General features: G+C 37.7%; 22 protein-coding genes. 14 read left to right on the top strand and 8 right to left on the bottom strand.

The window, feature by feature from the left end; genetic code table 11:
- Positions 1-20: 20 nt before the first annotated feature.
- The 5 genes from C502_RS0101175 (at position 21) to C502_RS0101155 (ending at position 6,673) form a co-directional block, all read left to right on the top strand.
- Positions 21-1,268, top strand: coding sequence for an MFS transporter (locus tag C502_RS0101175; protein ID WP_018677032.1), 1,248 nt, complete (start codon positions 21-23; stop codon positions 1,266-1,268).
- 335 nt (positions 1,269-1,603) lie between these two features.
- On the top strand, positions 1,604-2,719 hold the full coding sequence (locus C502_RS0101170; RefSeq protein ID WP_018677031.1) for a porin: 1,116 nt from the start codon (positions 1,604-1,606) through the stop codon (positions 2,717-2,719).
- Positions 2,720-3,008: 289 nt separating this feature from the next.
- Positions 3,009-4,649 (top strand): phosphoethanolamine transferase, encoded by a 1,641-nt coding sequence (locus C502_RS0101165; protein ID WP_018677030.1) that lies wholly within the window; start codon positions 3,009-3,011, stop codon positions 4,647-4,649.
- A gap of 14 nt (positions 4,650-4,663) precedes the next feature.
- Complete coding sequence (locus C502_RS0101160; RefSeq protein ID WP_018677029.1) at positions 4,664-5,341, top strand: DNA-binding response regulator PmrA; 678 nt, start codon at positions 4,664-4,666, stop codon at positions 5,339-5,341.
- A gap of 6 nt (positions 5,342-5,347) precedes the next feature.
- Positions 5,348-6,673, top strand: coding sequence for an ATP-binding protein (locus tag C502_RS0101155; RefSeq protein WP_018677028.1), 1,326 nt, complete (start codon positions 5,348-5,350; stop codon positions 6,671-6,673).
- A gap of 45 nt (positions 6,674-6,718) precedes the next feature.
- Here C502_RS0101155 and C502_RS0101150 read toward each other — a convergent pair whose 3' ends face one another.
- The 3 genes from C502_RS0101150 to C502_RS0101140 form a co-directional block, all read right to left on the bottom strand.
- On the bottom strand, positions 6,719-7,525 hold the full coding sequence (locus C502_RS0101150; RefSeq protein ID WP_018677027.1) for a hypothetical protein: 807 nt from the start codon (positions 7,523-7,525) through the stop codon (positions 6,719-6,721).
- A 60-nt stretch (positions 7,526-7,585) separates the two neighbouring features.
- Positions 7,586-8,302, bottom strand: a complete 717-nt coding sequence (locus C502_RS0101145) for a phosphatase PAP2 family protein (protein WP_018677026.1) — start codon at positions 8,300-8,302, stop codon at positions 7,586-7,588.
- A gap of 113 nt (positions 8,303-8,415) precedes the next feature.
- Entirely contained in the window at positions 8,416-9,603 is a 1,188-nt protein-coding gene (locus C502_RS0101140; protein WP_018677025.1) for an ammonium transporter, read from the bottom strand.
- Positions 9,604-10,016: 413 nt separating this feature from the next.
- On the opposite strand from C502_RS0101140, the gene C502_RS0101135 reads away from it, so the two are divergent.
- The 5 genes from C502_RS0101135 (at position 10,017) to C502_RS0101115 (ending at position 15,006) form a co-directional block, all read left to right on the top strand.
- On the top strand, positions 10,017-11,687 hold the full coding sequence (locus tag C502_RS0101135; protein WP_023274474.1) for a sensor domain-containing diguanylate cyclase: 1,671 nt from the start codon (positions 10,017-10,019) through the stop codon (positions 11,685-11,687).
- A gap of 105 nt (positions 11,688-11,792) precedes the next feature.
- Positions 11,793-12,812 (top strand): coiled-coil domain-containing protein, encoded by a 1,020-nt coding sequence (locus C502_RS0101130; RefSeq protein WP_018677023.1) that lies wholly within the window; start codon positions 11,793-11,795, stop codon positions 12,810-12,812.
- A gap of 158 nt (positions 12,813-12,970) precedes the next feature.
- Positions 12,971-13,795: a hypothetical protein gene (locus tag C502_RS0101125; protein WP_018677022.1), complete on the top strand. Its 825-nt coding sequence runs from the start codon at positions 12,971-12,973 to the stop codon at positions 13,793-13,795.
- 208 nt (positions 13,796-14,003) lie between these two features.
- Positions 14,004-14,336, top strand: coding sequence for an endonuclease domain-containing protein (locus tag C502_RS0101120; protein WP_018677021.1), 333 nt, complete (start codon positions 14,004-14,006; stop codon positions 14,334-14,336).
- Positions 14,337-14,514: 178 nt separating this feature from the next.
- Positions 14,515-15,006, top strand: coding sequence for a hypothetical protein (locus C502_RS0101115; RefSeq protein ID WP_018677020.1), 492 nt, complete (start codon positions 14,515-14,517; stop codon positions 15,004-15,006).
- Between the two features lie 118 nt (positions 15,007-15,124).
- Here the strand turns inward: C502_RS0101115 and C502_RS0101110 are convergent, their stop codons facing one another.
- Positions 15,125-16,018, bottom strand: a complete 894-nt coding sequence (locus tag C502_RS0101110; protein WP_018677019.1) for a hypothetical protein — start codon at positions 16,016-16,018, stop codon at positions 15,125-15,127.
- A 45-nt stretch (positions 16,019-16,063) separates the two neighbouring features.
- Positions 16,064-18,964, bottom strand: coding sequence for a valine--tRNA ligase (locus tag C502_RS0101105; RefSeq protein ID WP_018677018.1), 2,901 nt, complete (start codon positions 18,962-18,964; stop codon positions 16,064-16,066).
- Positions 18,965-19,170: 206 nt separating this feature from the next.
- Between C502_RS0101105 and C502_RS0101095 the strand changes: the two genes are divergently transcribed.
- The 4 genes from C502_RS0101095 (at position 19,171) to C502_RS0101080 (ending at position 22,157) form a co-directional block, all read left to right on the top strand.
- The gene (locus tag C502_RS0101095; protein ID WP_018677016.1) at positions 19,171-19,851 is read left to right on the top strand and encodes a hypothetical protein; all 681 of its coding nucleotides are present in this window, start codon (positions 19,171-19,173) and stop codon (positions 19,849-19,851) included.
- 117 nt (positions 19,852-19,968) lie between these two features.
- The gene (locus C502_RS0101090; protein WP_018677015.1) at positions 19,969-20,631 is read left to right on the top strand and encodes a hypothetical protein; all 663 of its coding nucleotides are present in this window, start codon (positions 19,969-19,971) and stop codon (positions 20,629-20,631) included.
- 15 nt (positions 20,632-20,646) lie between these two features.
- On the top strand, positions 20,647-21,453 hold the full coding sequence (locus C502_RS0101085) for an SDR family NAD(P)-dependent oxidoreductase (RefSeq protein ID WP_018677014.1): 807 nt from the start codon (positions 20,647-20,649) through the stop codon (positions 21,451-21,453).
- Positions 21,450-22,157: a Dph6-related ATP pyrophosphatase gene (locus C502_RS0101080; protein WP_018677013.1), complete on the top strand. Its 708-nt coding sequence runs from the start codon at positions 21,450-21,452 to the stop codon at positions 22,155-22,157. The genes C502_RS0101085 and C502_RS0101080 overlap by 4 nt, the downstream gene beginning before the upstream one ends.
- Before the next feature lie 32 nt (positions 22,158-22,189).
- On the opposite strand, the gene C502_RS0101075 is transcribed toward C502_RS0101080, so the two are convergent.
- The 3 genes from C502_RS0101075 to adeK all read right to left on the bottom strand — a co-directional run bounded on the left by C502_RS0101075 (position 22,190) and on the right by adeK (position 24,558).
- Entirely contained in the window at positions 22,190-22,630 is a 441-nt protein-coding gene (locus C502_RS0101075; RefSeq protein ID WP_018677012.1) for a YbjQ family protein, read from the bottom strand.
- A gap of 8 nt (positions 22,631-22,638) precedes the next feature.
- On the bottom strand, positions 22,639-22,989 hold the full coding sequence (locus C502_RS0101070) for a YbjQ family protein (RefSeq protein ID WP_018677011.1): 351 nt from the start codon (positions 22,987-22,989) through the stop codon (positions 22,639-22,641).
- A gap of 108 nt (positions 22,990-23,097) precedes the next feature.
- A complete protein-coding gene (adeK, locus tag C502_RS0101065; protein WP_018677010.1) occupies positions 23,098-24,558 on the bottom strand; it encodes a multidrug efflux RND transporter AdeIJK outer membrane channel subunit AdeK in 1,461 nt (486 codons plus the stop codon).
- Between the last annotated feature and the right edge of the window lies 1 nt (position 24,559).

Here is a 24,559-nt window from a genome sequence, read left to right as displayed (position 1 = left end):
GCTGTTATGGAAAACTCTAAATGCTTAATCTTCGACAGATTTACATTTTATTGTTTTCTCTATATTGGGCACAGGGATTGCCTGTTGGTTTTATGACCCATGCTTTACCTGTGATTTTAAGAGCGCAAGGCGTTTCTTTGGCGCATATCGGTGGTTTTGGTTTGCTGATGTTGCCGTGGTCAATCAAAATCTTTTGGGCACCTTATGTTGATCGTTTTGCGCTTTCTCGTTTAGGGCACTATCGTAGTTGGATTATTCCAACGCAATTATCCAGTGTTTTGATTCTCATCATCCTGTCTTTTTTCCCTATTCAAGCACTTGATCAACCCAGTTATTTATTTATTTTCTTTGCCTTACTTTTTCTGATGAATTTGACAGGTGCCACTCAAGATATTGCGACAGATGCCTTAGCTGTCAATTTACTCAAAAATGATCAACAGCATTGGGGCAATACCTTTCAAGTGATTGGCTCGCGTCTAGGGTTTATTGTGGGCGGTGGGGCGGTGTTGTGGTGTTTAGATTGGTTGGACTGGCAGAAAACTTTTTTAGTTTTAGCTGGGCTGGTTTTTTTGAATACCGTACCTGTTTTGTTCTATCGAGAACCTATACATGCAGTGAAAAATATTGCAGATCAAAAGACTCCTCTTTCATTTAGCCAAGCCATCAAAAAATATCTCAATTATTTTACGTCTTCTAAAGAGTTAGAAACGTGGTTAATGGTTTTGTTGAGTTTTAAAGTTGCTGATGGTTTAGCAGGGCCTTTATTAAAACCGCTGATGGTAGATATGGGGTTAAATTTTAGCCAGATTGGTATTTTTATTACCATATTTGGTGCAGTTGCAGCACTGATAGGTGCAGGGATTGCTGGGCTATTGTTAAAACATTTTTCAAGAGTGAATTGCTTAATTGTATTTTCTATTTTGAAAATTATCAGTTTAGCGGCTTATACTGTCATTGCTTATGGTTATGAATTTAACGCTTCGATCGCTCCATTTTGGTTGTATAGCGTAAATGCATTTGAAGATGCATGCTCAGCCATGTTGTTGGTTGTAATGTTAACCTTGATTATGCAATACAGCCGTAAACAATCTGCAGGTACAGATTTCACTTTTCAAGTTTCTATTATGGCGACAATAAGTGGTTTATTGTATTTAGGAAGTGGCATTATTGGCGATCTAGCGGGTTACTACCACTATTTGCTCATCATTGTTATGATTTCTATTTTATGTTTATTGCCTATTTTTTATTGGAAAAATAATACAAGGTAAAAATAGATTTTTATTACAAATTTATGGGTGTTTTTTTATTTTTTGAAATAAATTAAGGCAATTGTTTTGATCACTTATCGACTAAAGTACAGACTCCTCTTAGAAATACCATTTTTATGAATAAGTAATTTTTATTGAATAGTATTGTTTATTTTTGTTTCAATATATTGATATTTATTGATAAATTTGTTTTCTAATCTGATTTTTAATAGGTGTTTAATACGTATAAAAATTAAACTTTAGTCGAAAATAGAATAAATAAATAAGATTTTAATCGTTTTGTCATATAAAGTTAATGTGTAGGATTTGTTACAAATTTAGCTAGGACGTAAACAATGAAAATCAAAATTGTAACAGCAGCAGTGCTTGGTTTACTCGCAACTTCAACATTTGCAGCACCAACAATCTATGGTGAGATTGATGCCAGTGTTGATTATTTACCAGAAAAGAATGCAAAGACGGCTAATCGAGATGTTTGGGAAATCAGCTCAAATAGTTCGTTTATTGGGATTAAAGGCGATGAAAAACTAACAGATCGTTTAAGTGCTGTGTATGCTGCAGAGTGGGGATTGAGTGCTGATGGTGATAGCACTGATTGGACGCAACGAAACCGATTTGTTGGTTTAAAAGACAGTCAATTAGGTACAATTAAAATTGGCGTACATGATACTCCAGTTAAACAATTATCGAGTGTTGTTGATACTTTTAATAACTATGTTGCAAATAAAGCTGATGTGAATGGTATTTTCACTGGTGAAAATCGTATTAGCAATGTCGTTGTTTATGAATCTCCAGCGGTAAAAGTACCTGTATTAGATGGTGCGATTAAAGTAAATGCTTTGTTGGCAACGGGTGAAGCAACAGGTATTGATAATAGTAAAGCCGGCGTTGCGAAGGTTGATGGGCGTGGATTAGGTGATTCTTGGTCAGCATCTGCAAGCTTTGAAAGCCGATTATTGGTTGCTGGCATTGGATATGATAAAGCGATTCCTAGTAATTTCTTAGGACGCGGTATTCTCAATGCTTCTGATAAGGCTATTACAGGAAGTTCATTATTTGCTGCTGCAAATACGGTTCGTGTAATTGGTCGTTTGAATCCTGTGGAAGGTTTAGCATTAAAAGCACTTTATCAAACATCTGAAGTCGAAAAAGCATTAGGTAACGCTGCTGGATCTGAGAATATTGATGATGCTCAAGGTTGGTTACTTGGTGCGGAATATAATATTCCACAAGCGAAAAGTTGGACTGTAAAAGGTCAATATAGCCAAAATGATACCAGTTTTAAAAATAACACTGCTGATTTTAAAGCTAAGCAAATTATTGGTGGTGTAGACTATGCCTTTAATAAACAAGTTAAAACCTATGGTTACGCAGGTTATTTAACACTTGAGCAAGCCGATAAAAAAGATAAACAACCTGTAGCTGGGTTGGGACTAGAATTCAAATTCTAATATCTTAATATCTAAAAACACCCTCTAAGTTTCGCTTAGAGGGTGTTTTTTTATTTCTATTTCATTATGCTGTCATCTAATAATTTAACTGAATAAGATGATTTCAGACAAGAAGATGAAGATCATTTATAGATGAGAAAGTAAAGAAAAGTCATTTTCAATTCACACTTTCATATATAGAGATTGATCCATAGTTTTGTTAAGTCTCAATTATTTAGTTTAAGTCATTTTTAAGTTTTTATTCTTATCTTAACGAAGCTAAGAAATTTATTTTCAGATTGTGAAGATCATGCTCCTACAGAAACTCAAGACTAAATCGATATCCTTATTTGCTTTCAATCTATTGCTTGCAATATGGTTGGGTGTTTTTCTAAATATCGCTTTTTATGAAAAAATCCAATCGCTTACACCTTATACTGGTATAAAAGCAGGACTGTTTGTTGTTGCATCAGTTATGGTGGTTGTTGCGGGATATAATTTTATTTTTCAGCTTTTAAACTGGAAATGGACAGCAAAGCCGATTGCGATTGCTTTAGTTTTTATCGGTGGATTTGCCTCATATGCCGTAAATACTTTAGGTGTGTTGATTACTTCAGATCAAGTTCAGAATTTAATGCAAACCGATATTTCTGAGGCGCGTGATACATGGTCATGGCATTTGGTTGTGTGGACATTGGGGATGACGGTGCTACCGATCATTGCCATTTTAATGCTTAAATTAAAGCCTGAGCCAATCGTTCGTCTAGTCATCAAAAAAGTAGTGGCCTCAATTGTTTCTTTAGCATTGGTTGGTGGATTATTATTTGTGTTCTATGTCGATTTTGCGGCAATCTTCCGTGAAAATCGTGATTTAAAAGGCATGATTTCACCGCAAAATATGATTGCTTCATTCGCTTCATATTATAAAAAGAAAGCGCCTAAAGAGAAATTACCTCTTGTCACTTATGGTGAAGATGCTGTGATGCAAAAAGCGAATGGCAGTACTTTACCTAAATTGATGGTATTAGTCGTAGGTGAGACAGCACGTGCGGAAAACTTTTCTTTAAATGGCTATGCGAAAAATACCAATCCAAAACTGTCGAAACAGGATTTACTTAATTTCTCTCAGGTCAGTTCGTGTGGTACAGCAACAGCAATTTCAGTACCTTGTATGTTCTCTGGTATGCCGAGAGAAGATTATGATGAACGACTTGCGAGCCATCGTGAAGGTTTGTTAGATATTGCAAAACGTGCTGGCTATCAAGTGACATGGATTGATAATAACTCGGGTTGTAAGGGAGCATGCGATCGGGTTGAACAATTTAAAATTCCTGAACCACTGCAACAAAAATGGTGTCAAGACGCAGAATGCTTCGATGATATTTTGATTGAGAGTTTAAAAGCATATCTTGCAACGATTCCTAAAGGCGATACCCGTCCACGTTTAATTGTTTTACACCAAATGGGCAGTCATGGCCCTGCGTATTACAAACGTATTCCAGCAGCATTTAAAGTTTTTAAACCGACGTGTGATACCAATGCGATTCAAGGATGTTCGCGTGAAGCTTTATTAAATAGTTATGATAATACGTTGTTGTATACAGATTATGTTTTAGATTCTTTAATTGAAACATTAAAAACGGCAACACAATATGAAACAGGTTTGTGGTATTTATCTGATCATGGCGAGTCGACAGGTGAGAGTGGTATGTATTTACATGGCGCGCCTTATGCAATTGCACCAACTCAGCAAACCCATGTTCCGATGTTTATGTGGTTCTCTGACCTTTGGAAAAAACAGGCAACTCCACAAATTAAATGTTTAGCGCAACAGAATAAAAGTGAATTAAGTCAAGACAACCTATTTCCAACGATGTTGAGTTTACTTGATGTGAAAACTCAAGTCATTGACCCTAAAAATGACATGTTAGCTACATGTTCTAAACCTTAAAGTGAGATGAAATCATGACTAAAATCTTGATGATCGAAGATGATTTTATGATTGCAGAGTCTACATTGACCCTGTTGCGCTACCATCAATTTGAGGTAGAGTGGGTCAATAATGGGGTTGATGGGCTTTCCTTACTAGGCAAACAAAGTTTTGATTTGGTCTTGCTTGATTTAGGTTTGCCATTGATGGATGGTATGCAGGTTTTGAGACAAATCCGTCAGCGTAGCTCACTTCCTGTACTGATTATCTCAGCAAGGGATCAATTACAAAATCGTGTAGATGGGTTAAATCAGGGGGCAGATGATTACTTGATTAAACCTTATGAGTTTGATGAATTATTGGCTCGAATTCATGCGTTATTGCGTAGAGGTCATGCTGAAACATCTCAATTGAAGAATCAGGCACATTTATTAAAAAATGGTGATCTAATTTTAGATGTAGAACAACACTTAGCAACCTTCAAAGGTCAGCAGATTGAGTTATCAAATCGTGAATGGGCGATTCTCATCCCCTTAGTGACGCACCCGAATAAAATCTTTTCTAAAGCAAATCTTGAAGACAAGCTTTACGATTTTGACAGTGAAGTCACCAGTAATACCATTGAAGTCTATGTACATCATTTACGTGCCAAACTAGGTAAAGATTTTATTCGAACAATTCGTGGTTTAGGCTACCGACTAGGACAATCATAAATATTTATGAAAATATCTAAGCAATATTCACTGAAAAAAAGGCTGGTTTGGGGAACATCGGTCTTTAGTTTTTTGCTTGGATGTTTATTAATTTTTACTGCTTATAAAACAGCGTTGCATGAAGTTGATGAAATCCTTGATACGCAAATGCAATACATGGCTGAACGTTCGACAACTCAGCCCTTAACCACAGTTGCAAGTAAAGTTGAATTACATCGAACTTATCATGAAGAAGACTTACTAGTTGATATTTGGGCATATAAAGATCAGAGCCATTTATGGCATCAGACACATTTATTGATTCCACCTGTAAAACAAGCTGGTTTTTATAGTCAAGACACGCCGCAAGGTAAATGGCGTGCTTATGTTATTCCGCTCAAAGATTATCAAATACAGGTGAGTCAACAAGAAGAAGTACGCCAATCATTTGCATGGGAATTGGCGGGGAGTATGTTTGTTCCTTATGTGGTTTTATTACCTTTCGCTATTTTAGTTTTAGCTTTTATTATTCGATTAAGTTTGAAACCTTTGGATGATTTTAAAACAGAATTAAAGCGGCGTGATTCAGAGGGCCTCAGCCCAATTGATAGTCATGATTATCCCCAAGAACTCATCCCAACGATCGAAGAAATGAATCATTTATTCGAACGGATACAACATGCACAAACTGAGCAGAAGCAGTTTATTGCCGATGCAGCGCATGAGTTACGGACACCCGTCACCGCATTAAATTTACAAACTAAGATTCTGATTAGCCAATTTCCTGAGCATGAAGCTTTACAAAATTTGAGTAAAGGCTTAGCTCGTATACAACATTTGGTCACACAGTTATTGGCATTGGCAAAACAAGATGTTGCATTAAGTTTGATAGAGCCAAATACGCAGTTTTGTCTTAATGATGTCGCACTGAATTGTGTTGAACAGCTTGTTAATCTGGCTATGCAGAAAGAAATTGATTTGGGTTTTGAGCGTAATGATCTGATCGAAATGCAAAGCCTTGAATCAACTGTACATTCAATTATTTTTAACCTGATTGATAACGCGATTAAGTACACGCCAGATCAAGGTATCATTAATATTGCCGTGTATAGCGATAGTGATGATTTTGCCTGTATCCAAATTGAGGATAGTGGCGTAGGTATCGACCCCGAACAGTATGATAAAGTTTTAAAACGCTTTTATCGGGTGCATCACCATTTAGAGGTGGGGAGTGGCTTGGGGCTTTCAATTGTCGATAAGGCAACACAGCGATTAGGTGGAAGCCTAATCTTATCCCGAAGCCTTGATTTAGGCGGGTTATCAGTTTTAGTACGTTTACCTAAAAAACTTTAATTGTGACATTAAGCACTGCATTTGTATTGAAGGACTATTTTAAAATTACGTATTTTTTTCTGATTGCTCTTTCAAATAACGTAAGAATAAAACACATTTTTGGATACGTTTTCCATCATTGCCAACTTTGCTGATATTAAAATTTAGAACCCACTTTAAGCGTTTTCCAACTTTACAAATGTCACTATATACTTGTGGTTCGGCAAGTAATGCACGATAAAGGATTTGGCTAGCATCAGCTAATTTTTCAAATTCAAAATGATAGGCTGTAGAGAAAATAAATAGTAACCAATCACGGACAAAGCAATCATGTAAACTGAGTACCTCTAAAGGGTCAGTTTCAAAATCAATAAAACTAAACTGATGATTTTGATCAACAAGAATGTTTCGAGCAAATGCTTCGCTTAAATAGCCTTTTTGTGAATGAATATATTGAATTGCTTGAATTGCTTGGCTAAATAATAATGATTTTGAGGCAATATCATTTTGACATTGAGCAAGTGCTTGATCGAGTTGGATAACTTGGGTTTGGTGTTGTGATCCGATATCTTCGAGTAAGATCCCTTTCTGTGAGATAGCCAAAACATTGGGTGTTGAAACACCTAGAGATTTTAGTTGTTGAATACGTTTTGATTCACATTGTATCGCAGCAGAACCGCCCTGATTGGGAACAGGAACCATTGCACCTAAATTAAAAATCTTGGCTAACCATTTGAGTGGTGTATAAAGCCATAAACCATGACGTTCAGATGCTTTCTTTAACCATACTTTACGTGAACTTAGATCATAAACGTGTATAGAAGATTGTTGCCCAGTTAAAGAAGTTTCTAAAAAATTTTGAAAGTCATCCATGAGCAGCAAAAAGTACCTAAGTGATTATTGTGAGGTGCATGTGTGAATGCAGATTGAGCCTCACTTTATCATATTAGGACTCATTTGCGTTACAGAATTGCGTTCTGCAAGCAGCAAGTGACGTTTATATGTGATCATATAAACTACAAAATTTATGACTAAACAGATCCATCCTGTCCATAGATTATGACTTAGAAAGTGAGCACCACGCATCATTTGCGCCCAACCCATAGCAAAGCCAAGTAAGACACCTGCGAATAAATAAAACCATGCTCTGTTGGTTTGATCAAGACGATAAACAAAATAACCCGTGACTAAAGCAAAGCCTGTACTTGCGTGCCCACCTGGGAAACAATGTCCTGCCGTTGCCGAAAAATCCCAAATAAATCCTGTTGCTGTTGGATGAGTCATATCATAAGGGCATGCATGCATCGAATGTGCTTTGAGTAAACCTATGATACATGTACACAACATACTGACCCAAAACATATAACCATATTGCCAACGTTTGCTTTTGAGTTTTTCAACTTTAAATGATGCACACCATAGAATGAAAAAGCTGAGATAAACCGCAGTAATCATTTGTTTGACATAAGTATGATTAAGTTTTGCGAGATACCAATCACCTTTTAATGCAAACTCACCAAAAGTACCGACCCAAGGTTGAATTAAATAAAGATCAATTGCTCCGCCAACTGGAAACAGAAATAACAGGATAAAAAAACTGATGCACAATAAAGAGCTTGTGAGTAAAAAAAAGCGGGTTTTGAAGATCATAGCGCATGCAGTTTGGGCGGAAAAATCATGCTGCTATTTAATATTTTAAAGCTTAATTGTCTCTTAAATATCCATAAAAAAAGCGGCTTGATTGCCGCTTTAAACATTACAGTTTAGAACATTGATTCTTCTGAATTGGCTGAAATCTTGTGAATAGAAAGATCTGCACCACGATATTCATCTTCTTGAGAGAGACGAATACCAATTGTGGCTTTCAATACACCATAGACAATAAAACCACCGGCAAGTGCAATGATAATACCTAAACCAGTTCCAATGATTTGCGAAATAATGGATACACCGCCTAAACCACCTAATGCTTGTTGACCAAAAATACCTGCTGCGATACCACCGAAAGCACCACACACACCATGCAAAGGCCATACACCAAGCACATCGTCGATTTTGAGTTTGTTCTGAGTATAAGTAAATAGATAAACAAACATACCGCCTGCGGCACTACCAATCAACAATGCACCAATTGGGTGCACAATATCCGAGCCTGCACAGATTGCAACTAGACCTGCAAGTGGGCCATTGTGTAAGAAACCAGGATCATCTTTACCCATAAAGTTTGCAGTCAATGTACCGCCAACCATTGCCATGAGTGAGTTAATCGCAACTAATCCTGAAATGGCATCGACACGCTGTGCACTCATGACATTAAAGCCAAACCAACCGACAATCAAAATCCATGAGCCTAAAGCAAGAAATGGAATCGATGAAGGTGGATGTGCACTTACACGACCATCTTGTTTATAACGACCGTGACGTGCACCGAGCAAAATCACTGCTGCTAAAGCAATCCAACCGCCCATTGCATGTACGACAACTGAACCTGCAAAGTCATGGAAGCTTGCACCAAAAGAGCTTTCTAACCATTTTTGAAAGCCGTAGTTACCATTCCAAATCATGCCTTCAAAAAAAGAATAGATTAAAGCGACTAAAATCAAGGTTGCTATTGCTTGTGAACGCATTTTGGCACGTTCCGCAATACCACCTGAAATAATCGCGGGAATCGCCGCTGCAAAAGTCAGGAGGAAGAAGCAGCGCATGAGGTTGTAACCATGATCGGCTGCTAAAGCACTGCCCGCATGGAAAAAGTTTTGTCCATAGGCAATCCAGTAACCGACAAAGAAATAAGCGATTGCTGAAATCGCAAAATCGGTCAGAATTTTACTGAGTGCATTGACTTGGTTTTTGTGGCGGACTGTACCCAGCTCAAGAAATGCAAAACCTGCATGCATTGCCAATACGAGTACTGCACCGAGCAGTAAGAAAAATAGATCTACGTTTTGCATAGTGGTGCTCAAAAAAAGTGCTAAATTTAATTTCGATGCAAACATTTGATTCGTTTTTTGCACCAAAATAGATTTAGTAAATCTAAAAACTTAAGTTGTCATTGAACAACCCAATTTGATAAAAAATATAATGCAAAAAACGCACCAATTTAGAAAATAAATTATAATTTTGGTGAAAAGTGGTGCATTTTTCTTAAAAATAGCACCATTTATTGTGCTTTGAGAACTAAATTTTTAAATATTAATGCGTTATTGCAAACGAAAATTGCAGTTTAAGCTCGAGCAATAGAACTTGAGTCTACTTTCATCGGATTCAGCGTTTTTCCGAGTCCATTCGTTACTTTGACTTAATAATTCATAAAAGATCTTTGATATATTGCTGAGCTTAAAAAGTGATTTGCTATAGGGTGTAAATGAACGTATTTCGCATAGATTCCTTTCGTAATCGACTACTAATCCTGTTTGCAGGGATGTCTTTTATGTTTGGGCTGTGTATTACTTTATATATTGGTAAGACTGCTTCGGCGCAAATGAATCAAACCAGTGGTCAGACTTTATATATTGCAGCGAAAAGTATTAGCAATACCTTGGCAAACTCACTTACAGAACGTGAACGAGAAATGGTGTTATTAAGTCAATCTCCATTTTTTGCTGAGGCTGACTTTCATAACCCGCGAGTACAGCAACAACTTGAGCAAGTTAAAAAGTCTTATAAATATTATGCTTGGTTAGGAATCGCCAATACTCAGGGGCAAGTTGTCGTTGCAGCTAATCATTTACTAGAAGGGGCTGATGTTTCTGAACGCCCGTGGTTTATTCATGGTGTGAATCAAGTGTATTTGGGGGATGTCCATAAAGCTGTTTTACTGGCTAAGAAAATTAAAGCGATTAATCCTAATGAACCATTACGTTTTATTGATTTCGCTACGCCAATTTATGATCCATCGACACAGAAAATTAAAGGCGTTTTGGCTGCACATGCAGATTGGAGTTGGGCGAGTCATGTATTGAGCAGTTCACTGTCGGAAAATTCTGCACAACGAGGTATTGAGGTATTTATTGTCAATCAGCATGGTGAAATTCTATATCCCTTTAAAAGCATTGGACAAGTCCAGCCTCCTGTATTTCAGGCAAATCGTGGACATTCTTTTTTGCATAATTGGAATGAAAAACAACAGTATTTAACTACAGATGTCCCCGTGCTTTCTCAAACTAAGAGCAATTTAGGTTGGCACGTAATTATTCGTCAGCCTATTTCGATTGCTTTAGCAGAAGTGAAATCACTACAACATAAAATTTTAGCCCTCGGCTTTATTTTGTCATTATTGCTGTTGCTACTCACTTATAAATTGGCGAATAAGTTCAGCCGTCCGATTGAATTATTAGCAGATTCAGCGCATGCAGTAGAAAAAGGGCAAGAAGATATTCAATTTGAAGCACAGACCAGTATTCGTGAAATTCAAGGTTTATCGCAATCGTTGCAAAGCATGACCGATACCTTGCTTACTCAAAAGCATCAACTTCAAGATGCCAATGCCACACTTGAGCAAAAAGTTGCAGAACGTACGCACGAACTACAAGTTGCCAATGTCGAATTAGCTCATATTGCGCGTTATGACGCACTTACGGGCTTACATAATCGCCGTGCTTTCAATGATTATTTATCCTATCTATTTACTCAAATGTCGCGTACACAACAGACTTATGCAGTGCTATTAATGGATATCGATTTCTTTAAAAAGGTGAATGATACCTTTGGACATGAAAAAGGTGACCAAGTATTGCAGCGTGTTGCAGAGATTCTTCCAACTGCTTTACGCATTACTGATTTCGTTGCACGTTTAGGTGGCGAAGAGTTTATTGCCTTGTTGCCTGTTACTTCATTGGATGGAGCTGCGATATTGGCAGAGAAAATCCGATCTACGATTGAGCAAGAACAAATTATTGTAGATCACCGCATCAGTTTAAGTATTGGGGTAAGTGTAGTCCAGTTAGATGATACTGATATGAATGGTGCGATACGTCGTGCAGATAAAAATTTGTATATGGCGAAGCAGCAAGGACGTAATCGGGTGATTTCTTGACTGCTATAGCAGATTAAGAGGTTGACGTAAGTAGATTCGGCAAAGCACTACTTTTAATATTTGATTATTACTACGCTTTTTAAAATTTTTAGGTGAATGATGAGTATGTCCTTTGATCTTAAAGTCAGTTTAAAGCAAAGGGCTGAACCTTCCTCGCAGCAGAAGAAGCTGAATCGCCTGATTGATCAAATAGAACAGCAAAAAGTTAGTCTCGCGACATGGCAAAATGCCCAAGCTGAAATTCAACAACATACACGGCAAAAACTGATGCCTGTATATAGTGAATTGCATGAAATCTTGTTTCAGCAGTTAGAACAACTTTGGAATCTGTTACACAGCCATGAGTTTTCCAAAGCGGATATGCAGCAACTGGATGAAAAAATTGCTCAACTTGCACAAATGTTAAAGCGTTCTAAAATGTTGAATGAAGAACGATTAGAGCTAGTGAAGCAGATTGATACCTTTTATCAGCAACATGCACAGCAATCAGTGAAGCAGAATAAAAAAGTACAGTCCGTTAAGTTCGAACTTAATGAAAATTTTGATCAAAAAATAGAACTAGAAGAAGAAGATTTTGAACAATATGCTGCCGAGCAGCAACAGGCACGAGAGCAAGCCAAGCAACTGAGACAACAGCAGAAACGTGAACAAGCTGAGCAAATGGCAGCCCAATCGTTGAAAACAGTCTATTTGAAAATTGCTGCGATGATTCACCCTGACCGTGAACAAGACGAGACTAAGAAAGCAGAAAAAACTGAATTGTTCCAACAGGCGAGTCAGGCGTATGAACAACAGGATTTGTTTTATTTACTCAAACTCCAGTTACAGCTTGAACAGAATAAAGGTGTTGGGACGAAAGAGTTATCTGCGGAGCAAGTGAAGTTTTATAAATTGGCATTGGATGCGCAAAGTCAGCAGCTTGAAAGTCAAATTGATGAGATTTTAGATTCTTTTCAGTTAGTGAAGAAAGTCAAAGCAGAGCATCTAAATATGAGTGATGTGTATAAAGCCATAGATGCGGACTGTGCTGAGTTAAAGCAGCAGTTGAAGTGGGAAAAAGAACGTTTAAAGCATATGAAAAAGCTGAGTGGGGTGGAGATGTTGTTAGGGCATGGGGTGCTTTGATTATTGTATTTTAGAGATAAAGTCTAAATTGTGAGTAAAAAACATACAGGAAGTAATTATTTAACGCTGTAATTAGAGTATTGATAATACCAAATATTGTCTGAATAAATAAAATGTTATATGAATAACAACAGCAATAACTTTATGAAATTAAATAAATGCCAAACTATATAGCAATTGAAAAGAAAATAGAAAATTCAAAATCTTATGCATTATTACAAATTGCACATACAGATGATCTGATTCGAAGTTATTGTGCAAAACATTGGTATGAATGTGCTGTTCTCTTAAAGGATGATTCTGCTCTTCAAGTGCGAATTGAGATAGCTAAAAATTGGTATGATTTAGCACAACAATTAGTAAATGATGAGGCTGATGATGTAAGAGTTGAAGTAGTAGCAAAATGGTATGATCTCGCTCAAAAACTTATGAATGATTCATCTGAAGAAGTCCGAGCAAAAATTGGAGCTAAGTGGTTTGAATTAGCCAAAGAATTAATCAAAGATCAATCTACTTATGTTCAATCTGCTTGTGTTGCAAATTGGTATGAGTTAGCTGTACAAACTTTAGATCATAATCAATCTATTGATATTTCCGTTAAAGTGGCATGTGTTGCATCGTGGCATGATTTGGCGATACGAGTTATTGATGAAGGTGAAACGGATGTTTCTGTGATCAATGTCTGTATTCGTAAATGGCATGATATTGCTGTGCGTTATATCGATTCGTCTACAGTTGGTCATCGTTTTATGGCTGCGAAAAGCTGGCATGATCTTGCAGAACAGTTGCTTGATGATCCTGAGTCTTTTGTTCGGGCATATTGTGCTGAGTGGTATGATTTTGCAGTGAATCTGGTTGATGATAGTAGTAGTAAAGTGAGACAAGAGTGTGCAGCTAATTGGTATGACCTTGCAATACAATTATTAGATGATAAAGACCCACAGGTGAAAAAAATTGCAAAAATGACTGCTAAGAAAAAATGAAGAGTATCACATTATAGCCATGCCTTACTTGTGTCGCATTTTATAAGCAGTGCTTTAAAATTTATGGCGATGATATTCACCTCTCCCTAACCCTCTCCTAGAAGCAGAGGGAACATCCACTAAAATATTTACTTTCATGAAATTAGATGCTACTCCCTCTCCCTCAGGGAGAGGGCTGGGGTGAGGGTAATTAAAATGGAAAATAAAAATGAAAATAGACCCACAATTATTAGAATTAGCCAAAACCATGCGGACTAATGCCACCGATGCAGAACACCTGATATGGCAATTACTCCGTGCTAAACGATTTATGAATCTCAAATTTCGCAGACAGCATGTGATTGCGCCGTATATTGTGGATTTTTATTGCCATGAATTGGGTTTAGTGATTGAGTTGGATGGTAGTCAACATAATACAGATGATGGTCGAGCTTATGATGTTGAGCGAACCAAGTTTTTAGAAGCTTTGGGTTTAAAAGTGGTGAGGTATTGGAATAATGATCTGTTGAAGAATACTGAATCAGTTTTGGGTAATTTGTGAAATATTTGCTTTCATTTGAAAAGTAAAAGCACCTCTCCCTTGCGGAACTACAATCATTCCTCATCTCCTAAGAGGAGAGGGAATATCATATATTGAATCTATGTTAGCAAGCCTATTACTTGTAGTATTAATAGAGTTCAGCAATATAGGAATATTAAATTTATTCGGATATTAACGAATGGAACGTAATCCAATCATATTTTTAAATATTGATAATGAAGACAAACTTTATTCTTTTAACTTTGAAAGTAGAGAATTAGATCAATCGAATATATCAAAAAATCAGCGTGCATCAAATGGATATGGTCTTTATGCTGAAGTTGATAAACAGAGGAAATTAGTAGCAATTTTTGGTTGTGGAGATTTTATTTACTTTTTATTTGATAGAGCATTGTATCGTTTAGATGATGAGAGCTTAACAGTAAGTCAAAAAGATGGATTTCTAAAAAATACTTTTCAACTTTTCATTAATGGACAAAAGAAAATTGATATTCGTTATAAGCAAATCTGGGATATTGATAATGATGTTTTCTTGGATGTAAAAGATTGGTTAGATATAAAACCTAGAGAGAAATTGCTCTTTAAGTTGAGTAAATATGCAGAGTTTTTAAAAGAGGAAAATTTGGAAAGAAGATGTGATGTTAGTTGGCATAAAGAATTAGGTATTTAGTGGGATGCATGGAAAATTTTTTGGAATAGATATTATTTTTAATTTGATATAACCCTGATTTATATTTTTGAAATATCAACTTAAAAAGGTATTAATTTGGGGGTAGAAAGGATTTAGGTTATGAAATCTCAATATAATGATCTTTATGGTTGTATAGCCAATCTGATATGGTTTCTAGTTTTTCGATAGAATCTTTTGAAATAGTAATCAGTTCCATCATATCACTTTTTAAAGTTAAGACTTTGGGGGCTGTATCGGAAAACTGAGAAATTGAACTTTGATAGCAACAAATCGCTTTAGGGTTTAATGAGCGAGTGTCCCAAGTCCATTCTGGATGACAATGAAATTGGTTAGGCAGATGGTTTTCAGCACGGTTCCATGGTTTATTCGAACTATAATTTGTTGAAATGTAAACTTTTGATGAGCAATTTTTATGCTCTGCTAAAAATGTATATAATAAATCATAATCTTCAAAGCCATTAACCATCCACGTAGCAGTAGTACCAATATCAATAAATTTTTTGCATTCTATACAGCCTAGATCAAAGCTATCCTCATATCGATCAAGTGGGATAAACTGAGCATTTAATATTGGTAAGCAATTTACATTTTCTATTTTTAGTTCTTTATTTTTTAAGCAAGATGTATTGATTATAAATTCAGCTATGTTTTCTAAATCGTCTAGTTGATTTTGATATATTTCAATGAAATGAGCTAATTGGTTGTAAATTCTAATACCGCTATTTTTTTGTATTTTTAAAAAGTGATTTTGTAATGAAGTATTAATTTGATCTTCATAATCTTGATCTGAATTATTTTGGTTATATTTAATATCATACCATGCTGAGTCATGATCATCACGACATACTAATAGCTCACAAGTAGAGTGAATATGTTGATCTAAAAATGCATATAATTGGGTGTTACCATAAGAAAATCCCATAGAACAATAATTACCTAAATTGATATAGGTATTACAAGTTATACAGGCTAATTCAAAATAAACACTCATCTGAAAATTCCTAAATAAAAGGGGCTAAAATAGCCCCTTATTATTTTATAATGCGGCAATTTGCTCCATATTCGCTTTAATCTTCACTAACTGATCAGCAAACTCAGCCAATTTCACTTTTTCACCTTCAACTACAGCAGCAGGTGCTTTAGCAACAAAACCTTCATTTGCCAATTTTCCTGCAATTTGGTCATGTTGCTTTTGAACTTTGTCTAAGTCTTTTTGTAAACGCCCCAACTCAGCTTTAGGATCAATCAAGCCTTTCATTGGAACAAATACCGATACATGACCCACAACAGAAGAAGAAGACAATGGCGGTTGCTCAGCATCCGCCAAGAAAGTAATGCTTTCAACTTTAGCTAAAGCTTTGAATAACGTTTCAATACGGGTGATTTGCGTTTTTTCAGCGTCAGTGGTGTTTTGAAGTAACACAGGTAATAAACGTGCATTACCTAAGCCCATTTCACCACGAATATTACGTACCGCACCAATCAAGCCTTGTAACCACTGCATATCTGTTTCAGCTTGATCATTGATCTTCGCTTGATCAGGCACAGGGTATTGAGCAGTCATAATCGTTGCGCCACCTTTGCCTAACATCGGCGCAAGTGTTTGCCAAATTTCTTCAGTCAAATACGGCATCAACGGATGTGCTAAACGTAGAGACGATTCCATCACAGCAAGTAAGACACGGCGAACTTCTGTTTTACGTTCTTCTGCAACATTAGCATCATTCAGAACTGGTTTAGTTAACTCAACATACCAGTCACAGTATTCATTCCAGATAAAGTCATAGATCGCTTGCGCAGCAAGGTCTAAACGATAGGTAGCGAATGCTTGATGCACCGCAGCTTCAGCTTTTTGTAGACGGCTGATGATCCATTTTTCTGGAAGCTCCCAAAGATCAGGACGCGCTTCTTGCCCAACGGTTTGACCTTCAACATTCATTAGAACGAAACGAGTTGCGTTCCAGATTTTGTTAGCAAAGTTACGGTAGCCCTCAACACGCTTCATATCGAACTTAATGTCACGACCTGTATTGGCAAGTGCGCAGAAAGTAAAGCGAACTGCGTCCGTACCATAAGCTTGAATGCCTTCTGGGAATTCTTTACGAGTTGATTTTTCAATCTTGGCTGCATCTTTTGGATTCATCAATCCAGTGGTACGTTTTGCAACAAGACTTTCTAGATCAATACCATCAATCAAGTCGAGTGGGTCAAGTACGTTGCCCTTAGATTTCGACATCTTCTGACCTTCACCATCACGAACCAAGCCGTGAACGTAAACGGTTTTGAATGGCACTTGAGATGAACCATCTTCATTCTTCATGAAGTGCATGGTCATCATGATCATACGTGCAACCCAGAAGAAGATAATGTCAAAACCTGTCACCAACACATCAGTTGGGTGGAACATTTTAAGGAAATCATTGGCTGCATCTTTCTGTGCATCGCCAGACCAACCTAAAGTTGAGAACGTCCATAGCGCAGATGAGAACCATGTATCCAATACATCTTCGTCTTGACTTAATTCGATATCGGCAGCAATGTTGTTGTTGGCACGAACTTCAGCTTCGTTACGACCGACATAAACATTACCTTGCGCATCGTACCAAGCAGGGATACGGTGACCCCACCACAACTGACGTGAAATACACCAATCTTGAATATTGTTCATCCATGCCATGTACATGTTGCTGTATTGTTCAGGCACGAATTTGATACGCCCATCTTGTACCGCTTCAATCGCAGGCTGAGCCAGTGGCGCAATTTTTACATACCATTGATCCGTCAATAATGGCTCAACGATCACACCTGAACGATCACCGCGAGGTGGTTTAAGCGTGTACGGTTGGATTTGGTCTAACCAGCCTTCAGCTTCAGCTTGAGCAACCAATTGTTTACGTGCGGCAAAACGTTCTAAGCCGATGTAGTCCGCAGGCGCAGCGATGGTTTTAGAGATTTGTTCACCTGCTTTCGCAATGTAATCAAACTCAGCCAATACTTCCGCATTTTTGTTGAAGATGTTGATAATTGGCAATTCACAACGTTTGCCCACTTCATAGTCATTAAAATCGTGTGCAGGGGTGATTTTTACACAGCCTGTACCGAATTCTTTATCAACATATTCATCTTTAACGATAGGAACAGCACGACCTGTAATCGGTAGAATGATATTTTGACCAACGAGATGTGAATAGCGTTCATCATCTAGTGCAACTGCAACCGCAGTATCACCCAATAAGGTTTCAGGACGTGTAGTTGCCACTACGATATGATCTTTACCATCGTGTGTGCGTAGTGATTTGTCTTCAAAGAAATATTTAAAGTGCCACAATGAACCTGCTTCTTCTTTATCAGACTCTACTTCGAGGTCAGAAAGTGCAGTTTGTAATTTAGGGTCCCAGTTAACCAGACGTTTACCACGGTAAATTAAACCATCTTCGTGTAGTTTGACGAAAACCTCTTTCACCGCATTCGATAAACCTTCGTCCATCGTGAAGCGTTCACGCGACCAGTCGACTGAAGAACCTAAACGACGGATTTGACGAGTAATTGTGCCGCCTGATTGTTCTTTCCATTCCCAAACTTTGTCGATGAACTTGTCACGACCCAAGTCATGACGGCTAACACCTTGCGCACCTAACTGACGTTCCACAACCATTTGCGTTGCAATCCCCGCATGGTCAGTTCCTGGTTGCCATAAAGTGTTTTTACCCATCATACGGTTATAACGTGTGAGTGCATCCATGATGGCATTGTTAAAACCATGCCCCATATGCAAGCTACCCGTGACGTTTGGTGGCGGAATCATGATACAGAATGATTCACCTTGACCTGATGGTTTGAAGTAACCTTGTTGTTCCCAGATTTCATACCATTTCTTTTCGATCTCAGTTGGATCGTAAGTGGTTGCAATATTTTGAGCAGATTGAGCGTCAGTCATAGTAAAGAGGATTAAAATTGAATAAAAAATTAGGTCTATTGTATCAAAAAAATGATCAATATTTTCATGAAAAAAAGCCGATGAAAAACGTTGGTTTTTTACTTAAAAAAAGCTAGATTTATGTGTTGTGAATCACACAAATAAAATGTTTACACATAAAACAACAAAACAATATAAAAAGATTAAGACCCTAAAGGATGGTCCTCATGAGTTATTCAATTTTATTAAAAATCAATGAAGTAAGTTATAAAAAATTTGAATATATACGCCAACAACTCAATGATGGAAGCAGTATAAGCCAATCTAAAGTTTTGGGTGAGGTACTTTCGGAGATCGCTTGTGACATCGTGGAACAAGTTTTTGCAGTTTTACTGACACAAAATCATCACTCAACGCAATTGTCGCAAAAATATATGGCTGAATCTGAAAAAGTGATTCAACACATCATGAATGCAGTACGTAAATATATGCCTTGGTCAATCGCACTGTTTGGTAATGAGCGGCTTTGTCCTTTTGCGAACTATTTTTCTAATATGATTAAATATCATGATCAGCAAGTGTATGTGTCTTATCCGATTGATCGAAATTTAGTTCAACAAGCACATCAATTGGCAGAACAAATAAAAAATAATGAACTCAATGATATGGTAGAGGTGTTTCAGACTTTGATTCAGATTGTTGATTTAGGTGTTACCAATCTGATTCGTGAACCTAAAAAATGTCTTAATTTCAATCGAGTGGTTGATAAAACCTTGAATGGGGTGATTCATATAACCACACAATTCAGTTATAAACGTTTAGAAAAAATGGGCAATCAAGTTGATCCCAATGCAGCAACGGATTGTGTTAATCATTTTTGGGCATTTATGCATGTTGATCGCGAATAGAATGTGCTAAATTCAGCATTCAGAAAGCCAAAAATGATAGAAAAACAGAATCTAGGGATAAATAAGGGCTTATCAAACAAGCCCTTATTTTATAGGATCTTAAATAGGGTGATTAAAATGAATACCGCCGTTTTTTTAAATATTCATGCTGATACATATGCACGATTTGCGCATATTCGCACGCAACTTTTACAAGGCAGTAAAGACAGTCAAGCAAATGCATTGGGTACAGTCTTATCCGAAATTGCATGTGAAGTGATTGAACAAGTTTTTATGGTGCTATTACAAGACAATCAACACCATTCTTTAACAGGTGAATCTGAAAAAGTCATTCAACAAATTTTAGAAGCGATCCGAAAATATATGCCGTGGTCAGTTTCATTCTTTGGGAATGATCGTTTAGTCCCTTTGGTTGAATATTTGTCCAAAGCCATTCAACTTGAAGATGAATCGGTATATATGACCTATCCGATAGAGCAGCAGTTGACTCAACAGGTGCAGGCATCAAGTCAAAAACTTGCAGAAGGCGAGAGCCGTGAAATTGCCAACGCATTGAAACTATTGACGGAAGTGATTGATGTCGGTGTAACGCATTTGATTCGTGAGCCTAAAAAAAGCTTAAAATTTAACTTTGTAGTGGATAAAACCTTAAATGGTGTGATCAATATGACCACGCATTTGGGTTATAAGCGTTTAGAGAAATTGGGAACTCAACTTGATCAACAAGTTGCAGCAACGTATGTTGATTATTTCCTTAAATTTATGCGTCATCCAACGTAGATAGAGGATATAGACATGGCGAAACTTAAAAGTCTTGATAATAAAGTCGTATGGATTACAGGGGCATCTTCGGGCTTAGGCAAAGCATTAGCACGTGAATGTGCTTTGCAGGGCGCTCAAGTGGTGCTGACATCACGCCGTTATGATGAATTAGAAGCGGTTCGAGTTGGCTTGCTTAAACCTGAGCAACATCTCTCAATTGCTGCGGATATTACTGATGAAGCTCAAGTTCGCCATGCACATGAACAGGTTCTAGCATGTAAAGGACGTATTGATTGGTTGATTAATAATGCAGGTTTGAGTCAACGTGCTTTGATTCAAGAGACGAGCATGCACACTGAACGTGCGATTATGGAAGTGGATTATTTCTCACAAGTCTTCTTTACTAAAACAGTATTACCAACGCTTATCAAACAAAAGTCAGGTCGGGTGGTGTTTGTCTCTAGTGTTGCAGGTTTATTGGGTACGCAATATCGTGCCACGTATTCTGCGGCAAAAGCAGCGATTCATATGTGGGCAAACAGTTTACGTGCGGAAGTCGCGAAAGATGGAATAGTGGTTTCAGTGGTTTTCCCTGGTTTTGTTAAAACCAATGTTTCATTTAATGCTTTAAATGGGGAAGGCAAACCACAAGGGCATCAGGATGAAGCGATTGAAAATGGTTTAGACGTCGACGTCTTTGCCGAACGTGTGGTGGAATCCTTGATGGCAGGGGATGAATATATTGTTGTTGGTGGGAAAAAAGAACAACTGGGTGTGTTGGTCTCTCGTTTATCACCAAGCTTGTTGTATAAAATGATTCGTAAAATGAAAGTGAAATGAGTGTGGATAATCGTAAGAAAGCCGTTTTTAATTGGAGCGGTGGTAAAGATTCAGCCTTAGCACTGTATACGGTGCTACAGCAAAATGAGTTCGAAGTGGTCGCTTTACTAACCACTGTGAATGAAGAAACAGAATTGTCTTCCATGCATGCCATTCCGCATGCATTACTTGAAAAGCAAGCTGAGAGTATTGGGATTCCATTGTATCCCGTGTTTCTTCCTAAAAATCTCCCTGTCTATGAACAACGCATGCTAGATGCTGCCAATCATTTTAAAGCGCAGGGGGTTGAACACTTTATTTTTGGTGATATTTACCTGAGCGATGTACGCAAATATCGAGAAGACCGTTTGCATCCTCTTGGGATTGAAGTGGTTGAACCCATCTGGAATCTGAACTCGACTGAAGTGATGCAGAACTTTTTGGATTCAGGTATTAAAACCAAAATTATCGTGACTGATGCTAGTAAGTTGGATGAGTCTTTTATTGGTCAAGATATTGATGCTGCACTAATTGCAAGAATGCCAAGCGAAGTCGATGTCTGTGGTGAAAATGGTGAATATCATACCTTTGCCTATGCAGGTGCGTTGTTTAAATATCCTGTCGATTTTAAGATCGTTGAAACTCGTAAAATGTCTTATGAGTTTAAATTAGATGATGGTGAGGAAAAAATCTATCACTATTGGCAAGCGATTTTTGGGATGTAGGGCAATATCCTGTGCATGGCACAGGATATTTTTTAATGTGTGTTGATAATTGCAGTTCCATAAGCAAATACTTCAACCATCCTACCTTGCATACCTAATTCGGTGGTGCTGAGTCGAACACCCATGATATGGTTTGCGCCTATTCGATCGGCTTCTTGCTTGAGGCGAAGCATGGCTTCACGACGTGCACGTTCAACCACACTTTCATAACTAGTCAGACGACCACCGAAAAAGTTCTGAATATTGGCAAGTACATATTTAAAGTAATCATGTGAAATCACAACATTGCTACTCACCAACTGTCCATTTGCGGATGTTTCAGTAAAGCGATTGGTATCAATCCGAATATGGGCAAATAGTTTTTCTTTTTCATCCAGTTCACGTAAATGTTTTTGTTCGATATGTCGACCAAAAGTCCAACCGACTGAAAATAAAATCAGAAAAAGAATAATCTGAAAAATTAATCCACTCATAAAAATGCCTAAGCGCTAAATGGATCAGGAAGTTTCGGTGTGATCGGTTGAACCACCACTGCCGTACCATAGACAAAAAGTTCAGATGCACCTTGAGCAATATTTGAGGTCGAGAAACGAATCCCTACAATTGCATTCGCACCTAAACTATGTGCTTTATCAATCATTCGTTGGGTCGCTTCTTGGCGAGATTCTTCAAGCAACTCGGTATAACCCGTCAATTCACCACCCACGATGTTTTTCAAGCCAGCCATCAAGTCACGTCCCACATGTTTACTACGGACGGTACTGCCATGCACCACATCCAATTGACGTAAAATAGTGTGACCGGGTACAGATTCTAAACTGCTTAGTAACATAGTATTTGTCTAAATCATTCATCGTTAGTCTTTGAAGATAAGAAATATTCGCAATAGTTGCAATAAAAAAGCTCACCGAAGTGAGCTTTTATTTGTAAATGATTTCAACTATTTAGCAGCCTGAATTTGTGCGCTAGATGCTTGTTGCGTTACAGTATCGCTCGAGTTGGCTTTTAGACCGCCCCCCAGTGTTTTATATAATTCCACTTGGCTATTTAGATTTGCTTGCTGTAATAACAATAAACCTTGCTCAGCCGAATATGCAGAGCGTTGTGCATCTAATACCGTTAAATAACTATCAATACCTGCACGGAAGCGAGCATTAGAAAGTTTATATGTGGTATTGGTTGCTTCAACTAAACGACGCTGAGCAGTTAAACGATCACCGATATTGGCACGAGTCGCCAAAGCATCATTGACTTCACGGAAAGCTGACTGTACTGACTTTTCATAGTTAGCAAGTGCAATTTTCTGATCCGTTTCTGAGATTTTTACGTTGGCTTTACGTGTACCCCAATCAAAGATGGGTAAGCTAATATTTGGACCAATTGACCAGCCTACATTGCCTGCTTTAAAAAGATTACTCAAATCTGTTGAAGCATAACCTGCTGAACCTGTCAGGCTAATTGTCGGATATAGCTGTGCTTTAGCAGCACCGATATTTGCACCAGCCGCACTCAATTGATATTCCGCAGCTTTTACATCTGGACGGTTATTTAACAAATCACTCGGTAAGCCTGCACTTAACGCACTTTGCTGTGTGATACGAGTCACTTGTTGTTGAGGCAATAAGTTCTGAGGAACTGGCTGACCTACTAGTAAATTCAACAAGTTTTGTGCTTGAGCAATTTGTGTTTTGTAGTTCGCCACATCATTACGCGCAGTTTCAACCGAAATTTGTGCTTGACGCACAGGAATTTCGCTATCGATGCCCACATCAAAACGTTTCTTGTTCAAGTTAAACGAATCTTGTTGTGCTTTGAGCGTTTGATCGGCAAGTTTAAGTTGCGCACTTGCAAATGAATAATTCAACCAAGCTTGAGTCACTTGGCTAATTAAGCTGATTTGCGTTGCATCACGTGAGCTTTGCGTTGCTAAATAGCTGTCCAAAGCTGCATCTTTTAAGCTTGCAACACGACCCCAAAAATCTAATTCATATGTCGTTTGTGGGATACCCACTTGATACGTTGAATATGGATTGTTTGGGTTTTGACTCGGGGATACTTGTCGAGTTGTGCTACCAGCGATTCCAATGGTTGGTAATCTATTATTTTCCGAGATTTGATATTGCTGCTGTGCTTTTTGAATATTGAGAACAGCAGTACGCAAATCACGGTTGTTGGCAATCGCCAAATCAATAACTTCTAATAAACGTTGGTCAGCAAAGAAGTCTTTGTAACCTTGTTCAGCAATTGATGTTCCAGAAGCATTACCATAAGACGCGTAGCTTTCAGGCGTATTTGTGCTCACAACAGGCTCTGGCCCACGCATACTTTGGCAGGCAGCCAAAGAGAGCGCGAGTGCAGAGATTGCAATGCCACGACTGGAAATAGACCAAACAGTTTGCATC

Source organism: Acinetobacter tjernbergiae DSM 14971 = CIP 107465 (genome assembly GCF_000374425.1).
In the GTDB taxonomy this organism is placed as follows: Bacteria; Pseudomonadota; Gammaproteobacteria; order Pseudomonadales; family Moraxellaceae; genus Acinetobacter; species Acinetobacter tjernbergiae.
The sequence above is the reverse complement of the archived record's forward strand: the minus strand, read 5'-3'. Positions and strand labels throughout refer to the sequence as shown.

What these genes read in the sequence shown, in the direction of transcription:
- C502_RS0101175 (WP_018677032.1), top strand. Translation starts at nt 21, where the DNA reads ATGCTTAATCTTCGACAGATTTACATTTTATTGTTTTCTCTATATTGG.
- C502_RS0101170 (WP_018677031.1), top strand. Translation starts at nt 1,604, where the DNA reads ATGAAAATCAAAATTGTAACAGCAGCAGTGCTTGGTTTACTCGCAACT.
- C502_RS0101165 (WP_018677030.1), top strand. Translation starts at nt 3,009, where the DNA reads ATGCTCCTACAGAAACTCAAGACTAAATCGATATCCTTATTTGCTTTC.
- C502_RS0101160 (WP_018677029.1), top strand. Translation starts at nt 4,664, where the DNA reads ATGACTAAAATCTTGATGATCGAAGATGATTTTATGATTGCAGAGTCT.
- C502_RS0101155 (WP_018677028.1), top strand. Translation starts at nt 5,348, where the DNA reads ATGAAAATATCTAAGCAATATTCACTGAAAAAAAGGCTGGTTTGGGGA.
- C502_RS0101150 (WP_018677027.1), bottom strand. Translation starts at nt 7,525, where the DNA reads ATGGATGACTTTCAAAATTTTTTAGAAACTTCTTTAACTGGGCAACAA.
- C502_RS0101145 (WP_018677026.1), bottom strand. Translation starts at nt 8,302, where the DNA reads ATGATCTTCAAAACCCGCTTTTTTTTACTCACAAGCTCTTTATTGTGC.
- C502_RS0101140 (WP_018677025.1), bottom strand. Translation starts at nt 9,603, where the DNA reads ATGCAAAACGTAGATCTATTTTTCTTACTGCTCGGTGCAGTACTCGTA.
- C502_RS0101135 (WP_023274474.1), top strand. Translation starts at nt 10,017, where the DNA reads ATGAACGTATTTCGCATAGATTCCTTTCGTAATCGACTACTAATCCTG.
- C502_RS0101130 (WP_018677023.1), top strand. Translation starts at nt 11,793, where the DNA reads ATGTCCTTTGATCTTAAAGTCAGTTTAAAGCAAAGGGCTGAACCTTCC.
- C502_RS0101125 (WP_018677022.1), top strand. Translation starts at nt 12,971, where the DNA reads ATGCCAAACTATATAGCAATTGAAAAGAAAATAGAAAATTCAAAATCT.
- C502_RS0101120 (WP_018677021.1), top strand. Translation starts at nt 14,004, where the DNA reads ATGAAAATAGACCCACAATTATTAGAATTAGCCAAAACCATGCGGACT.
- C502_RS0101115 (WP_018677020.1), top strand. Translation starts at nt 14,515, where the DNA reads ATGGAACGTAATCCAATCATATTTTTAAATATTGATAATGAAGACAAA.
- C502_RS0101110 (WP_018677019.1), bottom strand. Translation starts at nt 16,018, where the DNA reads ATGAGTGTTTATTTTGAATTAGCCTGTATAACTTGTAATACCTATATC.
- C502_RS0101105 (WP_018677018.1), bottom strand. Translation starts at nt 18,964, where the DNA reads ATGACTGACGCTCAATCTGCTCAAAATATTGCAACCACTTACGATCCA.
- C502_RS0101095 (WP_018677016.1), top strand. Translation starts at nt 19,171, where the DNA reads ATGAGTTATTCAATTTTATTAAAAATCAATGAAGTAAGTTATAAAAAA.
- C502_RS0101090 (WP_018677015.1), top strand. Translation starts at nt 19,969, where the DNA reads ATGAATACCGCCGTTTTTTTAAATATTCATGCTGATACATATGCACGA.
- C502_RS0101085 (WP_018677014.1), top strand. Translation starts at nt 20,647, where the DNA reads ATGGCGAAACTTAAAAGTCTTGATAATAAAGTCGTATGGATTACAGGG.
- C502_RS0101080 (WP_018677013.1), top strand. Translation starts at nt 21,450, where the DNA reads ATGAGTGTGGATAATCGTAAGAAAGCCGTTTTTAATTGGAGCGGTGGT.
- C502_RS0101075 (WP_018677012.1), bottom strand. Translation starts at nt 22,630, where the DNA reads ATGAGTGGATTAATTTTTCAGATTATTCTTTTTCTGATTTTATTTTCA.
- C502_RS0101070 (WP_018677011.1), bottom strand. Translation starts at nt 22,989, where the DNA reads ATGTTACTAAGCAGTTTAGAATCTGTACCCGGTCACACTATTTTACGT.
- adeK (WP_018677010.1), bottom strand. Translation starts at nt 24,558, where the DNA reads ATGCAAACTGTTTGGTCTATTTCCAGTCGTGGCATTGCAATCTCTGCA.